The 14,650-nt window shown below is 45.7% G+C and carries 12 protein-coding genes and 1 pseudogene; 5 read left to right on the top strand and 8 right to left on the bottom strand.

The window, feature by feature from the left end; genetic code table 11:
* Nucleotides 1-203: 203 nt before the first annotated feature.
* Nucleotides 204-656 (bottom strand): annotated as a pseudogene (locus ACYQ4O_RS03670) (FAD-binding protein); the annotation flags it as partial.
* A 64-nt stretch (nt 657-720) separates the two neighbouring features.
* Here ACYQ4O_RS03670 and ACYQ4O_RS03665 point away from each other — a divergent pair.
* Nucleotides 721-1,053, top strand: coding sequence for a cytochrome c3 family protein (locus ACYQ4O_RS03665; RefSeq protein WP_460174797.1), 333 nt, complete (start codon nt 721-723; stop codon nt 1,051-1,053).
* Nucleotides 1,054-1,188: 135 nt separating this feature from the next.
* Here ACYQ4O_RS03665 and ACYQ4O_RS03660 read toward each other — a convergent pair whose 3' ends face one another.
* Nucleotides 1,189-2,100 carry a LysR family transcriptional regulator gene (locus tag ACYQ4O_RS03660; RefSeq protein ID WP_460174796.1) on the bottom strand — a complete coding sequence of 304 codons (912 nt, stop codon included), beginning with the start codon at nt 2,098-2,100 and terminating at the stop codon, nt 1,189-1,191.
* A gap of 99 nt (nt 2,101-2,199) precedes the next feature.
* Here ACYQ4O_RS03660 and ACYQ4O_RS03655 point away from each other — a divergent pair, with 99 nt between their 5' ends.
* The gene (locus ACYQ4O_RS03655) at nt 2,200-3,243 is read left to right on the top strand and encodes an alpha/beta hydrolase (protein ID WP_460174795.1); all 1,044 of its coding nucleotides are present in this window, start codon (nt 2,200-2,202) and stop codon (nt 3,241-3,243) included.
* A 175-nt stretch (nt 3,244-3,418) separates the two neighbouring features.
* Here ACYQ4O_RS03655 and ACYQ4O_RS03650 read toward each other — a convergent pair whose 3' ends face one another.
* Both ACYQ4O_RS03650 and ACYQ4O_RS03645 read right to left on the bottom strand, forming a co-directional pair.
* Nucleotides 3,419-4,726, bottom strand: coding sequence for a CapA family protein (locus ACYQ4O_RS03650; RefSeq protein WP_460174794.1), 1,308 nt, complete (start codon nt 4,724-4,726; stop codon nt 3,419-3,421).
* A gap of 119 nt (nt 4,727-4,845) precedes the next feature.
* Complete coding sequence (locus tag ACYQ4O_RS03645) at nt 4,846-5,997, bottom strand: porin (protein WP_460174793.1); 1,152 nt, start codon at nt 5,995-5,997, stop codon at nt 4,846-4,848.
* A gap of 558 nt (nt 5,998-6,555) precedes the next feature.
* On the opposite strand from ACYQ4O_RS03645, the gene ACYQ4O_RS03640 reads away from it, so the two are divergent.
* Together ACYQ4O_RS03640 and dcuC are read left to right on the top strand one after the other, a co-directional pair.
* Entirely contained in the window at nt 6,556-7,833 is a 1,278-nt protein-coding gene (locus ACYQ4O_RS03640; RefSeq protein WP_308513173.1) for an amidohydrolase, read from the top strand.
* A gap of 68 nt (nt 7,834-7,901) precedes the next feature.
* Nucleotides 7,902-9,185 carry a C4-dicarboxylate transporter DcuC gene (dcuC, locus tag ACYQ4O_RS03635; protein WP_460174792.1) on the top strand — a complete coding sequence of 428 codons (1,284 nt, stop codon included), beginning with the start codon at nt 7,902-7,904 and terminating at the stop codon, nt 9,183-9,185.
* A gap of 110 nt (nt 9,186-9,295) precedes the next feature.
* Here the strand turns inward: dcuC and ACYQ4O_RS03630 are convergent, their stop codons facing one another.
* The gene (locus ACYQ4O_RS03630; protein WP_460174791.1) at nt 9,296-10,015 is read right to left on the bottom strand and encodes a GntR family transcriptional regulator; all 720 of its coding nucleotides are present in this window, start codon (nt 10,013-10,015) and stop codon (nt 9,296-9,298) included.
* A 290-nt stretch (nt 10,016-10,305) separates the two neighbouring features.
* Between ACYQ4O_RS03630 and ACYQ4O_RS03625 the strand changes: the two genes are divergently transcribed.
* Nucleotides 10,306-11,559, top strand: a complete 1,254-nt coding sequence (locus ACYQ4O_RS03625) for an L-lactate MFS transporter (protein ID WP_460174790.1) — start codon at nt 10,306-10,308, stop codon at nt 11,557-11,559.
* 238 nt (nt 11,560-11,797) lie between these two features.
* Here ACYQ4O_RS03625 and ACYQ4O_RS03620 read toward each other — a convergent pair whose 3' ends face one another.
* From ACYQ4O_RS03620 to ACYQ4O_RS03610, 3 genes are all read right to left on the bottom strand, one after another.
* Nucleotides 11,798-12,337 carry a DUF3455 domain-containing protein gene (locus tag ACYQ4O_RS03620; RefSeq protein ID WP_460174789.1) on the bottom strand — a complete coding sequence of 180 codons (540 nt, stop codon included), beginning with the start codon at nt 12,335-12,337 and terminating at the stop codon, nt 11,798-11,800.
* 41 nt (nt 12,338-12,378) lie between these two features.
* Complete coding sequence (locus ACYQ4O_RS03615) at nt 12,379-13,305, bottom strand: L-lactate dehydrogenase (protein ID WP_460174788.1); 927 nt, start codon at nt 13,303-13,305, stop codon at nt 12,379-12,381.
* 188 nt (nt 13,306-13,493) lie between these two features.
* Nucleotides 13,494-14,650, bottom strand: a 1,157-nt coding sequence (locus tag ACYQ4O_RS03610) for an MFS transporter (protein WP_460174787.1), incomplete at its 5' end; no start/stop codon positions are given.

Genomic DNA, 14,650 nt, shown 5'->3' with positions numbered 1-14,650 from the left:
CCGAAATTTTTAAAACGATTGGCGCCCGTTGGGATGCAAATTAGTGAAGAGTTCGGGCTGCGAAATCTCGGAAAATTTACTTTCAAAGGCGTGAGTGGTTCAATATATCTGATTGATCTATTTTGGATGAGTTTTTAAAGAAAAAACGCCCAAGATTTCTCTTGGGCGCCAAATTAACTCAAATCAAATCTAAACTGTCGCTTCTATTGTGCAGTTGCTGCCACCTTACCAGCCTGTCTTCCGAAGGTGAAGATATCAGCAATGGCATTTCCGCCAAGACGGTTAGCTCCGTGAATACCGCCTGTGACTTCGCCGGCTGCATAAAGTCCAGGAATTGGTTTTCCGGCCGCATCAAGAACCTGAGTCTGGGTGTTGATTTTCAGACCGCCCATGGTGTGGTGAACGGTTGGAACTTTCTTAACGGCATACCAAGGACCTTCGGTCATAGGCTTATCTTCTTTGTTATTAGCAACAAAGCCATATTTGTCTTTTTCAACTTTACCGGTTGCAACTTTGTTGTATTCATCAACGGAAGCCTTAAGCTTGGTGGGATCCATACCTGTCTTCTTGGCCAATTCGTCAAGCGTTGCGCCTTCTACAACAGCGCCCAGAGAAGCCATGTTGGCGATGGTAGAGCCATCGCGGTCGACCCAGTCGCGGCCCCTAAATAATCCATTAAATTGGGCGCCTGAGGCGCCCAAGCCTGAAAAAAGAGTAATTATGAGAAAAGTTTTGACTTTGTTCGCTCTTCTTCTTTGCTCGGCAACGATGGTACAAGCAGCTGACTTTGGTGCGGATAAACATGTTCAAAAAGGTGTGCAATGCGTGATTTGCCATGGCACAGATATGAATAAGCCAAAAGAGCCGACCGATAAAGTTTGTCTGCAGTGCCATCCTAGAGAGCCGCTGATAGAAAAAACAAAACATCTAAATAAATCTGTGAATCCTCACAATCCGCCTCATAACGGCGAGTGCATTTTGTGCCACCGCATGCATGAAGCGCCGGTCAACAACTGTGCAGAGTGCCACAAATATCAATTCCAGCCGAAATAGCGGACAGCTGTCCGTCGAGGAAGAGCTTCTAATTTTTGGAGGTTCTTTCTCGATTTTTTAACAGACCAAAACGTAATGAGGAAAGATTGGATGGCCGTGGAAGGAGTCTAAGAGTACACGTGATAAACGACGTAGTCATCCGAGTAAAAACGGCTTATCCTGTGTTTCTTTGGCCTGTTCTTGAAATGTTTTTACTAAGCAGTCTAAGAAAAGTTTAAGAGGCTTGTTAAAAATAAGTTCTTTAGACCATATTAGAAACATAGGACTTTCAAGAGGCGGTTTCAAGGGCACTGCTGTTAAGTTTTTCTCTTCCGGACCGACCACGATATCACCGAAAGTTAACATGTAATAATCGGTGGTCGGGATGATAAATTTTGGTGTTGTCGCAAGATTGAAGGTAGCGGCAATGTTCAACTGATCGATGCCATATCCCAGCCAACCGGGAAGCATGTTGACGGTAAGAAGGGTCCTGCTCAGAATTAACGGCAGACCTTTGATCATTTCCGGAGTAATAAACTTTTCCTTGGCCAAAGGTGCGTCGTTTCTCATCACCAAGGCCCATTTTTCTAGTCTTGGGAGGCGGTAGTAGTCGTAGGAATGAAGTCGTTTGGAATCAAAAATGATTCCTAGATCAGAGGTTCTATCATCGATTTTTGTACAAACTTCTTCTTCGTTGCCGCTGTAGATGTGCAGGAGTGCTTGGGGATATTGTTTTCTGAGTTGTTTCAAGGCCGTTCCGAGTGGGCCGATGGCGGTTGTCTCACCGGCAGCGATGCTAATTTGAGGAATAGTTTCGGATGCGAGCTCTGCTTTTGCTTTATCGGTCAACTCAACGATAACTTTAGCCCGCTTAAGCAATGAAATGCCTGCCGGGGATAATGAGACGCCTTTTCCGTGCCGAATAAATAGCTGTACATTCAACTCTTCTTCAAGCTGCTTAATGGTTCGGGAGACATTCGGCTGAGTAGTAAATAATTTTTCGGATGCTCTCAGAAAGCTCTTTTCATCTGCAACTTTTACAAAATACTTCAAAGTCCGAATGTCCATTGATATGCCTTTTTCTTATATCTCTTTCAAATAAATAAGTATTGGATATAAATTTTACTCGTTCTTAAAATTTCAAAAAAATTATTTTTGAGGTTTGAGATGTTTAGACGAGATCTGATAGTTGCTTCTTTAGCCACTGCGGCTCTTGGTTCATTAGTATACGCAGAGGATAAGAAAGTGACATTGTTGAATACGGCAGATAAATGGGATAAGACTTTTCCTCCAAGTGACAAAGTCGAATGTGTTAAGGTCAGTTTTAAAAATCGTTATGGTGTTCCGTTAGTTGGAGATCTGTATATTCCAAAGAGCAACAAAACTCAGTTGCCGGCGGTTGCTGTGTCCGGACCATTTGGAGCTGTGAAGGAACAGGCTTCAGGAAGGTATGCTCAGAGACTGGCTGAAAACGGATTTATTACCTTGGCCTTCGATCCGTCATTTACAGGTGAAAGCGGAGGCGAAATAAGAGCGGTGGCCTCACCTGATATCAACACCGAGGATTTCAGTGCCGCAGTTGATTATTTGTCTACAAGAAAAGATGTGGATCCTAATAAAATCGGTATCCTTGGGATATGTGGTTTCGGCGGTTTCGCTCTAAACGCGGCAGCCAATGATCCGCGCATTAAAGCCACAGTCACTTCAACTATGTATGACATGACGAGAGTGCTGTCGAAAGGCTATTTTGATTCAATGACTGTTGAGGACAGGTACAAGCTCCGAGAGAAGTTAAATGAGCAAAGAACCAAGGATTCCTTAACGGGTATGCCTGAAAGAGCCGGCGGCCTTCCGGATAAGCTTAACGGGTCTGAGCCGTTGTTTGTTAAAGAATACTGGGAGTATTACAAGCAACCTCGCGGTTACCATCCAAGATCTCTGAATTCAAACGAGGGATGGACAAAAACTTCCCAGCTGTCTTTCATGAATATGCCGATACTGGCCTACAGCGACGAAATCCGTAGCCCGGTAATGATGATGCATGGAGAAAAAGCTCATTCTTTATATTTCAGTCAAGACGCGTTTAAAAAGCTGACTGGTGACAATAAAGAGTTAGTGATCATTTCCGGAGCTAATCATGTTGACTTGTACGATAACGACAAGTTTATTCCGTGGCAGAAGATCGTGGATTTCTACAAAAAGAATCTTTGAGAAAGCATTGGGAGGAGGCACTATCCCCCTAGTGTTTGAGAGTAAAGATATTGGCAGAAAAAACCTAAATTAGCGACCTTTCTCCTGCAGACTTTTTCTTTCAAACGAGAACTAAAAAAATCCTCCTAGAGTCTGGCCTAGGAGGATGCAAACAACAGGAAGATAAACAATTGAATCAAGCTTCGGCTGCCATATCAATGTAGCCTTTACCGTTTTTGATCTGAATATCAGTTCCAAACTCTCTTGAGAGTTCCTTTAAATGATGAAGAGCTTCGTCCGAGTCAGTAAGGGTGGGGGAGCCTTTCCGTGAACGAGGATCATGCTGATGAAGATCGATGGGATGGAGTGTGACGGAAGTAATTTTTCCGCCCTCCATTTCCCAGACAGGAAGGATTGCAGACCAAATTGTTTTTTGTGCTGCAAAGCCGCGGGTACCGTTGCCGGATCTCTTATCCATTAAGTCGCCGACTTGTGAGTCAGACGGCATGCCCATGTTTGTATAAGCCTCCACCGGTTGTCTTTCGATGGTTTCTGTTTGAAAAATAAAGTTGCCGAGACTGTAGAAAATCAAGCCGTCTCCATATTTTTCAACGCCTCTGAGTTCATGGGGGCCATGTCCAATTACAACGGAAGCACCGGCATCAATACACTTTCTGGCAAAAGTTCTTAAGAATTCTGCCGGTTTGTCCATCTCTAGGCCGAGGAATTCATGGGCATGAATACTTACTAGAACAATGTCAGCCTGTCTTTTCGCTTCTTTGATCTCCCGAATAGTTCTTTCGACATCTGCCGGATGAGGAACTGTTTCATTTCTTTCTTCTCCGTCAGTCAGTTTGAAAGTTAGTTTCCCGAACGGAAAAATATCGTTTGGAAGGGGAGGAAGGTAACCGGCTTGTGTTTTGAGTGTTCTCAAATTGTTGGCTTCGGAGACCTCCGCAAGCTCTTTGGCCATTTCAAAGTGTTTTTCATTGACGTGGTGGATGGTTTTGAATCTGAGAGGATTCAGACCTGGTCGTCCCATCATATCAATGCTCGGCCCACCGGCGGCAGCTGCCGGATCAAAAGAAGACGTAATGCCGATCAATGCGACTCTTGCTTCTTTGGTATCGAGATAAACGGCTCTTGCAGCCTCTCTAAGATTTTCGCCGGAGCCGGCAAAGATAAGCTCTCTTTCCTTCAAATGGCGAATTGTTGCCATGACGCCTTCTTGACCGAAATCTCCCGAGTGGTTGTTGGCCGTATTGAATAAATTGAAGCCGTATTTGCAGACATCATCAATCAGTTTTGGAGCTGCCATGGCCCATGTACCGCCGCTCGCAGCAGCCGGATATCCTTCCTGATCATGGAAAGTCATCTCTAAATTCGTGAAGCGGACATCTGCCGTTTCGATTAGCTCTTTGATTTCTTTGAATCCCCGATAACCGTTTTCAGGAATGCTTCTAGTAATGAAGCAATCTCCGCTGGCTACGAATTTGGTACTCATCTTAATATTTTCCTCACTTGTGATGGGCAAAAAGAAAGCGGACAAAACTGCGTGTCCGCTTTTCCGCTGTCTCTCATGCCATAGACAGCCTAAACGCTAGAAATTAACAAAAAAACGGATTAGAACCAGTGGGCCATTCCGACCATGCCGGTATACAGGTTCTTGCCTCCGCTGTATTTAATCAGCTGACCGTAGTTTCTGCCGTATGCGGCTGTGGCATATACGCTGGTACGTTTGGTTAAAGAGTATTCTAAGGCAGTAGCAAATCTTAATCTTTCGCCGTTTTCCTTAACACCTTGAGCTGTCTCCAAGCTTGCGTCTGTGTAGCCTGCAGCCCCGACCCATGTGAGGTTTCCCGAAAGTTTTTGACGGAAGCCCAGGTTAAGACCCCATCCATCAACGCCATTCTGATTACCTGCCGTTGTGCTGTCGCCTTTGACAGCTTCGTTCTTAGGCATCCAGTAATAGAAAGTGCGCCAATTCTTCATGTATTGCGCAGCGAAATAAAGTGTTGTGCTGTCAGTAGCGTTCAAACGGAAACCGGCGAAGTATTCTTCGGAATTCTTTCTATTCCCGAGTTTGGCTGCATCAGCTTTGGACATTGTTTTGCTGAAGCTGGAAGCAGGAAGTTTGCCCCAACGGAACTGAGAACCGCCGAAGTCAATCAAGAGAGGACCAACCTCATAGTTGACGGCGAGGGAAATGGCGCGGTTGTTTTGCGGAACAATGCGGTCATCAGAATCAGTTCCTAAGGAGTAGCTGACGCCGATACGAAGGCCGTTCATCTTGTTGGAGAGCCAAGCGATGGCGTTATTGACGCGTCCGTCGCCGGCGATAGAACCTTCGATCTCATAGGCAGGGCCATAGGCTGTTCTGAAAGGATCGATATTCGGGAGACCTATTCCGTATGGAGAGCTGATGGACTGAACGGTTCCCATTCTGCCGAAACCGATTTCACCGATTTTGTTGTTGTAGATAGCAAGAATACTGCGGCGTGCAAAAGCAACTCCTGCAGTAGATTCAGCACCGGTATCTGCACTGAAGCCAGCTTCTAAATAGGCTTTGACTGCCCAATCGGCATTGAGCTGCTCTTTGATCATTAGGCCCCAACGGGAGGTTTGGTTTTCCATGCTGACGACAGCAGACTTTCCGGGGGCCTTCATGTACTGCATAGCCAAGTCTACTTTTCCGTAGAGCTTGACATCGGTGTCGGCATAAGCGACAGAAGAGAGCATACAAGCGAGCAGGGCAGTTAATTTGAGTTTTGTCATTTCTTATCCTTGGTGAGAAAAGAGGTGAAATTGGGAATTTCTTTTTTTTATTAAAAAACTTTTGCCGCCAAGAGATCTGCCTAGTCTTATGTCTTATATATGACCAATGTTTCCCCTAATTGGACTCAAAAAATAAAGAGAGTAGATAAATGGATATTTTTCTTAGCAAGCTAATTTCTTCCCGAGATAAAAAATCTAACGAATGAGAAATTCTGCTGAAGTTCAAAATAGCGTTGAAGAAATATTCAAGGAGGGCGCTATCCGGGAACTCCCTATCACTCGTGGTTTTTCCCGAATATCTCATGGAAAAACAAATATCAAATATCGAGAAACACACAAGACCGTCCTTAAGAAAATTGTTCGAAGTTGTCCGGTTTTGGCCTTCTTGTTGAGCTCGGGTTTGTACTTTTAAAGAATTAATTGTTACCTGAAATTAGAAGAGGATAAGGACTTAAAAGATTAGTTATATGTCATATATATGAGTTAAGAAATTTTGAGACTCTATTCGGTTTTTAATGGCGGTATTCGCTTTAGTCAAAAAAATCCAAGGAACGACAAATGAATATTTTGGAAGAAGCCATTCAAACCAGAAGAAAGATTCACTCCCGTCCTGAAGAAGGATGGACCGAGTTCGAAACTTCTTATCTTGTTTCCGAACGATTGAAGAGTCTTGGCTGGCAAGTTTATATCGGCCTCGATGCCTTGGTACCGGAAGAAGTACTGGGCAGAAATCCGGAATTAGTAGAAAAAGCTATTGAGAGGGCAGCAAAGCAGGGAGTTCCTGCAGCTTTCTTAGAAAGTACTCAAGGTTATACCGGTGTCGTCGGAACATTTGATACCGGCAGGCAAGGTCCTCGTACAGCATTCCGTTTCGATATGGACTGCGTTCAGGTACAAGAAACCAGTGACGCTAATCACGTCCCTGTCAAAGAAGGTTTTGCAAGTCAAATTCCCGGCATGATGCACGCTTGCGGCCACGATGGTCACACTGCCGTAGGATTGGCCTTGGCAAGATGGATTGTTGAGAACAAAGAAGATCTTTGCGGTTCTTTCGTATTCATTTTCCAACCGGCTGAGGAAGGCACCCGAGGTGCAGGTCCTATGGCTGCTAAAGGCTGGGTCGATGATGTTAATTACTTCTTTGCCGGCCACTGCGGTATGTACTGCCAGCAGGGCCAGCTCGGGATCGGAGCTAAAGGATTCTTCGCCACATCTAAATTAGATGTCAGCTTTACCGGCATTCCTTCTCACGCAGGAGCTTATCCTGAAAGAGGCCGCAGTGCGTTGACCGCAGCTTGTTCTGCCGTCATGATGATGCAGGGTATTAGCCGCAACAGCGAGGGAGACACTCGCGTCAGTATCGGCAAACTAAATGCCGGGGAAGGCCGCAATGTCACTCCGGTTCATGCTGCAATTCAGCTGGAAACCCGCGGAGAAACCGAAGAAGTCAATAACTTCTTGGTTAAGAACGTAACGAACATCGTTAGGGGCGCAGCCGAAGCATACGAAGTCAAGTATGAAATTAAGCTTGTCGGCCATGCCACTACTCTGACAACAACTCCTAAAGGAGTTGAACTTCTGAAGAGAGCAGCAGAAACCGTGGAAGGTTATAAAACCGTTGATGTTTATAACTCCATCGGCGGCAGCGAAGACGTTTCCTTGTTATTCAAACGTGCTGTCGAACATGGTGCCGACGGTGCATTCTTCATGTGGGGCGTAAATAACAAAGGACATCATCGCGCAGACTTCGATCTCCAGGACGTCAACACCATGCCTCCGGCAATCCAACTCTGTCAGAACTTGGTCAGACAGACGAACGGAATTACTAATAACTAATCTAATTTGGAAAAACTTCTTCTTTAGCCATAACTCTTATTACCTAACTTAAACCTTCGGAGAAATATATGAGCTGGACAATTTGGATGGCAACCGCCGTTGTTATAGCTACGATTTACGCCTTGATTAAACGTTATGAAACTCGGTTAGTACTTTTAACCGCCGGTTTCTTAATGGCACTGTTGTCCATGAAGCCAATGATGGCTTTCCAACAGTTTGATAAGTCCATGACCGCCGCCGCTTTGATTATCGCAATCTGCTCGGCAATCGGTTTCGCAAGCGTTATTTCCATCACCAAGTGCGACCTTCATTTGGTTTCCTTGTTGACAAAACCTTTGAAACAATTCGGTATTTTCTTGCTTCCGGCATGCTGCGCCGTTACCGGTCTTGTTTCCATCGCTATTCCTTCCACAGCAGGCTGCTGCGCTGCTGTCGGCCCAACGCTGATCCCGTTAATGATCAGAGCTGGCTTTAAACCGGCTGTCGCTGCGGCTGCAGTTGTCGGCAGTGTTACTCCTGCTCTTGTAAACCCAGGCATTTCTCATAACGTTTTTGTTGCTAAATTAGCATCCATGGAAGTTATGCAGTTCCTTGGCATCTTCTCAAAGTACACTCTCGGGTTGTCCGCTTTCGGTATTGTTTTGCTCACAGTTGTATGTTTCTTCTACAAGGATTACAAGAAGAACGTTGGCGAAGCTGATCTGTCCAGACAAGAAAACTCAACTAATGCTAACCTTCCTGAACTTCCGGAACATCCGAACGTTATTTACGCTCTTGCTCCGCTGGTTCCGGTCGTTCTTTTGATCATCTTCTCCCTCTGGGTTCCATCCATTAAGATGTCTGTGGCAACCGCCATGTTGATTGGTGCCGTATACGCCATGGTTGTTACTCGCACAAGTCCGGAAAAAGTCACAAAAGAATTCTTCAACGGCATGGGCAAAGGTTATGCAAACATTCTCGGCATCATCATTGCTGCCGGCGTGTTCGCCGCTGGTTTAAGAGCTGCCGGTGTTGTTGACGCTTTCGTTGCTTTCCTTACACAAACTCAGGGTGCGGCAAAGATCGGCGGCGCAGTTGGTCCGTACCTTCTCGGCATCCTTACAGGATCCGGCGACGCTGCTGCATTTGCCTTCAACGAAGCTGTTACACCTCACGCTGCTAAATTCGGTATGACAATTGAAAACTTGGGTTACCTCGCAGCGATTGGCGGTGGTTTAGGCCGTCTGTCCTCTCCTCTTTGCGGCGGCTTGATTCTTGTTGCCGGTATCGCAGGTGTCTCCCCAATGGAAGTTGTTAAGAGAACTGGTCCGGTCATGTTCGGAATGTTAGTAGCTGCTCTTCTTATCCTCTAACCTCAATTAACATCGGAATTCCTTCCTCCTAAGGCTGTTGAATCTCATTTTGACAGTTGGTTACAAGGTGATTTACCGTTAAGAGCAATACGGTAAATCACCCATTTTTTTTAAATTCGAAGCAAATAGTTGACGGCGGTGCAGTGTTCATAGCGCAGTTCTACCGTCTTTTTATTTAATAATCTTCCCTGGCGGGTGACCACGAACATCGGGCTGCCGAGAGGAAGAAGGGTCAGCTTATTCATGGCTTCATCGACGATCAGAAATTCCAGAAGGTCGGTTACATCAGCGATATAGATGCCGAGTTTTTCTTCATAAAGTTTGTAGAGGTTACCTTTTACCGCCTCTAAATCTTCAATTTTTAAGTCGCGGAAAGTATCTAAATCTAAAAAGGATTCGTCAACTCCGGTATGTACTCCATTGTCGCTCATGGCTCTTAAGATATGGATTACAGGGTCTCCGGGGACGATTTTCATTTTTGCGGCTACCTCTTCCGGTGCCGGGATGATTTCAAATTTTATCGGTTTGCTCTCAAAGACAGGCAAACGGCCGTCTTTGCGAATAAACTTCTGAAATCTGTTCCAGACTCCGGTGCCTTTGTAGCTTCGCACAAAAGTTCCGACTCCTTGGCGTTTTACCAATATTCCCGCATCTTCCAGGTCAGCCACGGCATGACGAACCGATCCGATGGATACACCAAAGTCTTCAGCCATTTTTGATTCTGAGGGCAGCGGCTGGTCGAACTTCCATTCTCGCGAAGAAAGTTTTTGAAGAATGGCCTCTTTGATCTGCGCATAGACAGGCATGCGAATAATATTAGAACGCTTCATTTTTTATTCCTCGGGGGATTGTAAGGATCTAGTTCTATGTCATTTATATGACTTAGAGAAGTTTACACGCTGAAAGGAGTTTTAATGATGGCTAACGAAGACCTTCCCATTGATGTGAAATCTGCTTCTTGAACTGTTCTTTACTGAGACAAACCTAGACGGAACGTGTATTCTTCGCAGACTTTCCGTTTGGAAAATCAATTTCTAAGAATTTCAAAAAACGAGCCGGCAGCCTTTTATCAGGGAAATTAATTATCTAACCATTAACTAAGCAAAGGAGTAAATACTAGATGGACGTTTTGATAAAAAGATGGTACTTGCTGGCGATTGCCTGCGTTATTAATCTTTGCGCCGGTTCTATTTATGCATGGAGTGTATTTGCAGGCCCTAAGGCTGAACAACTGTCACAGATTTTAGGTCAGACCATTACCGCCGGCGATCTCTCTTTGGCTTTCTCTTTAGGAAATGGTCTGGCTCCGATCCCAATGCTTTTAGGCGGCTATCTAAATGACAAAGCCGGCCCGAAGATTCAGATTGTTTTAGGCGGTTTGCTAGTAGCTATCGGTCTTTGCTGGGCCGGAGCTTCCGAGTCTCTCTTTACTCTTTTCTTTTCCTACGGGTTCATCTTCTGTCTTGGTGTCGGCTTAACCTACAGCGCTACTGTTAACACTTCCGTTAAGTTTTTCCCTGATCATCCGGGTCTGGCAGGCGGTTTAACTACGGCTGCTTACGGATTCTGCTCCGTCGGAGTTCCTCCTGTAGCCCACGTTTTGATTCAGCAGTTTGGCATCACGGTGGCTTTCCAGATTCTCGGCGTTGTTTTCGGCACCGTAATTGTTATTGGCGGACTTCTAAGCCAGAAGTGCCCGCAGGGATTTATGACAACAGGCCGCAAAGATTCTCCCCGCAGTGTTAAAGCGGCCGTCAACTACAACTGGTCGGAAATGGTCAGAACCACTAACTTCTGGCTCATGATTGCACTTCTGTTGTGCGGCGCGATTACCGGCATGATGATCTTCTCTCAGGCTGTCGGCATTGCAGTTAATCAGGTCGGAATGAGCGTTACTGCGGCAACCGGTGCAGTGGCTTTCCTTGCTTTGATTAACACTTTCGGAAGATTGGCTGCCGGTGTGATCTCCGATAAACTCGGGCAGCCGTTGAGCCTTTTGGGTGCTTGTATTCTTACTATCTGTGGTTTAGCGATGCTGATTACTTGCAAACAAGGCTCCGACATCATGTTCTACGCTGCTTTGACTATTATCGGGTTTCCATTCGGTGCTTTCTTAGGTATCTTTCCCGGATATACCGCTGCAGCTTTCGGAACAAGATTCAATGGAACCAATTACGGCATTATGTTCTGCGGGTTTGCCTTGTCGGGGGCTGTTGGTCCATGGCTCATGAATGCTCTTTCTAATAACGGAGACTTCTACTATTCCTACTTGGCTGGTATTTGCATTGCCTCTCTCGGTGTACTCTTGGCGGGAGTTTTGAAGGTACGCTCCTCCCGAGAGAATCCCTGTGAACTTCAGAATGCTAGTTGTTAAACAGACGGTGTTTCTTTGCTAACCAACAAAAGAGGCTGGTTTTCCAGCCTCAAATTGTTTTTACCGGCAGAAGTTTCTGGATGGATTGTTATTTGCTTCATTGTAGAAATCTTTTCCTAGCCGCTTCAGATTAATAATAAAAATTGCCTGATATTTTTAGTCAGGCAATTTATATTAGAGAACAAAAGTCGTTTGGCTCAATTGTTTTGGTTTTCAAGAGGCACTTTCATTCAATCTTTCACTTCCAAAATACGAATTCGGCCGTAAACGGGACCTTTAGAAGTTTTCCCGCTTCTGTCTGGGAACAGTTAGATTGAGGAATTCCTCCCTTTGTGTCCAACCTTTGAATATACCTGACGCCTTCGAGCGCTCCAGGCTTGTCATTCGGGACAGCTGAAAGAAGGGCTAAAACCAGATCTTTTTTAGGATCAGACGGATTAGCCCAAGCGGATACTCGTGTTGAGATAATCGAAGAGCCGTCCTTGTAAGAAATAGCAGACATCGGACCAGACAAAGTACCGACTTTTTCTGAGCCTTCATACAAAGTGGCATCCGGACGCTCGAAACGGTAATAAGGGCCCTTTGAGTCCACTGTGCATCTGAAAACCTGGACGCCCTTTGCCTGCAGGGTAAGAACAGGTTTTCCTGTTGGCGGTGTGAGCTTTGAAGGCACACCTCCAGCCCCCGGTATTAGGCTGCTGAGATTGTCTCCAATCGTAGAACAGCCGGCTAGACAAATTGGTAGTGTAAAAAGAAGTGCTTTCAGGTAGGTTTTCATAAGGCCGTCCGGAGTTGTTAAAAGCAGTAATGCTGGTAATTTTAACGCTGTCGACCTTTTCCTTCTTCCGTTTTGGTCCTAATCATCTTGGCTGAGGCAGTGAGCTTTTCTTTTTCTTCTGCGGTAAGCGGCAAAGGCATGGCCATTTCCGCGCCGGCTTTAGTGATGATTGCAGGATAACCGACATAGCATTTGAATTCATCTACGTATACCGAAGCAGGGCAGGCTAGGCGAGAATCCGAAAATACTGCCTGAACAAGCTTAACGGCACATGTTGCAATCGCATAACAAGTGTACTTCTTGCCGTTAAACACGAGCCAGCCGCCTCCGCGGGCAGCGTTATCGAGCTCACCAAGGTCTAGTCCGACTTCTCCAGCGAGCTCTTCAATTGGTTTGCCTTGAACGCAGACTGTCGACCAAGCGGTAAATTGAGATTCGCCGTGCTCTCCGAGAACGTAGCCGGAGATGTTATGAGGATTCTGATTAAGAGCCATTCCAACGGCTCTCTGCATTCTTGCAGTATCCAAGAAGGTGCCTGTGCCGAACACCTGCCGATGGTTTAAACCTGTATAGTACCGAAGCAATCCTGTAATGACATCGCAGGGGTTGGAAATATTAATCAGTACACCTTTAAAGCCAACTTCATGCAATTTAATTCCGACTTCCTTAGCTTGCTTGCAGTTGAATTCATACTCCAAGAATCTATCACCGCCTTGCGCAAGAGCTTTAATGTCACCGAATGAAGTAACGATGACATCTGCATCTGCGAGGTCGCTGTAATTCTGTTTCAGTATCTTCGTGCTGGTATCGAGCCTTGGCAAAGAGTCCATATAGTCATAGAACTCAGCAGTGCATTTGGCATCGTTGTTGTCGATAAGGACTAACTCATCTGCGATACCCTTGGTCACTAGTGTGTAGGCGACAGTTGACCCAACGTGTCCAAGGCCGATAACACCGATTTTTCTCATTTTTTTCTCCTGACAAATTGTTTTGTCAGTCTAATCATCAAAAAAGGAGAGAAAAGTTTTTAGGGTATTGAATAACTCAAAAATAGTCTTAATTCCTCAAACTGGTTTCAGTGAGCCTAGCGTACAAAAGTGGATTGAGGCTTTTGATTTCACCGTCTCGGTTATGAAGCGTAGATAGGTAGCCTGCACTAAACTTTTTGACTATTTCCTAATGAGCGGAACTGAACAAGGGCGATAAAGAACGCCATTAACAAAAGTCCGGCACAAATGAAATAAACAAGACCTGACAGCATCGATTGCGGATCCTGATGGACGGTATGTACAAGGAGAGGGGTTCCGATCAGTGGAGCGATAACGCCGATAAGACTGTTCAGTGAAGAAATAGCTCCGAGGCTGATACCTTGATCGTTGGCACTGATATTTTCTGAGACCATGCCGTTTAGTGTCGGAGGGACGGCAACAGACATGAAATTTAAGAAGATAATGACGTAGAGCCAAGAACCTTGAGTAACCAGGCCAAAACCTAAATAAGCTAATGCGCCGGTTAGCAGCCCGCAAAGGACTACTTTCTTTTCACCGATTCTGCGGATGAACACTCTCATCAGGAATCCTTGCATTACAACGCTGACGGCACCTATACAAACTAGGGAAATGCCGATGTCAAAGGGCGTCCATCCGTAACGGTAGTCTGTATAGAGAGTCCAAGTAGAGTGAAGCATGGACTGGGCAAAGGAAGAAACGGCGATAACGGCAATGAGCAAACCGATTTTCTTCAGCCTGGACAAATTAACAAGAGTGCTAAGTGGATTGCATCTCCTCAGAGAGAAGGGAGTACGAAGACTAAGACTTAGGGATTCAGGAAGAACAAATAATCCGTATAAGAAGTTAAGTCCTGACAGGGCGGCGGCCAGGAAAAACGGATACCGCAAATCGTGTTCTCCGAGGATCCCGCCGATAAGAGGCCCCAAGATAAAACCGATGCCGAAACACGCTCCGAGCATGCCGAAGGCAGCCGCTCTTTTTTCTTTAGCCGTTATGTCGGCGATATAAGCCTGAGCAACCGCTACGTTGGCCGAGAACATTCCTCCTACAAAGCGCGAGGCCAAAATTACCGGCAAAGACATACTCAGGGCCGGAACTAAAAACATGATGCTTAGACCGAAAATCCCTAGAAGCATCAGAGGGCGCCGACCGTATCTATCAGATAAAGCACCGAGAGTGGGAGCAAAGCAAAATTGCATCAGGCCGTAGCTGACGAGCATTGCACCAAGCCACCAGGCCTGTGAGGCAGAGTTGCCGGCGAGCTTACCCACAAGTTGGGGAAGGACGGGAATAATCAACCCTA

It is taken from the genome of Turicimonas sp. TL08, assembly GCF_054660695.1.
This window is presented reverse-complemented; position numbering and strand designations above follow the sequence as displayed.

Excerpts from the sequence above, each read along its gene's own strand:
- dcuC (WP_460174792.1), top strand. The coding sequence starts at position 7,902 with ATGAGCTGGACAATTTGGATGGCAACCGCCGTTGTTATAGCTACGATT.
- ACYQ4O_RS03660 (WP_460174796.1), bottom strand. The coding sequence starts at position 2,100 with ATGGACATTCGGACTTTGAAGTATTTTGTAAAAGTTGCAGATGAAAAG.
- ACYQ4O_RS03615 (WP_460174788.1), bottom strand. The coding sequence starts at position 13,305 with ATGAGAAAAATCGGTGTTATCGGCCTTGGACACGTTGGGTCAACTGTC.
- ACYQ4O_RS03650 (WP_460174794.1), bottom strand. The coding sequence starts at position 4,726 with ATGAGTACCAAATTCGTAGCCAGCGGAGATTGCTTCATTACTAGAAGC.
- ACYQ4O_RS03645 (WP_460174793.1), bottom strand. The coding sequence starts at position 5,997 with ATGACAAAACTCAAATTAACTGCCCTGCTCGCTTGTATGCTCTCTTCT.
- ACYQ4O_RS03630 (WP_460174791.1), bottom strand. The coding sequence starts at position 10,015 with ATGAAGCGTTCTAATATTATTCGCATGCCTGTCTATGCGCAGATCAAA.
- ACYQ4O_RS03640 (WP_308513173.1), top strand. The coding sequence starts at position 6,556 with ATGAATATTTTGGAAGAAGCCATTCAAACCAGAAGAAAGATTCACTCC.
- ACYQ4O_RS03625 (WP_460174790.1), top strand. The coding sequence starts at position 10,306 with ATGGACGTTTTGATAAAAAGATGGTACTTGCTGGCGATTGCCTGCGTT.
- ACYQ4O_RS03665 (WP_460174797.1), top strand. The coding sequence starts at position 721 with ATGAGAAAAGTTTTGACTTTGTTCGCTCTTCTTCTTTGCTCGGCAACG.
- ACYQ4O_RS03620 (WP_460174789.1), bottom strand. The coding sequence starts at position 12,337 with ATGAAAACCTACCTGAAAGCACTTCTTTTTACACTACCAATTTGTCTA.
- ACYQ4O_RS03655 (WP_460174795.1), top strand. The coding sequence starts at position 2,200 with ATGTTTAGACGAGATCTGATAGTTGCTTCTTTAGCCACTGCGGCTCTT.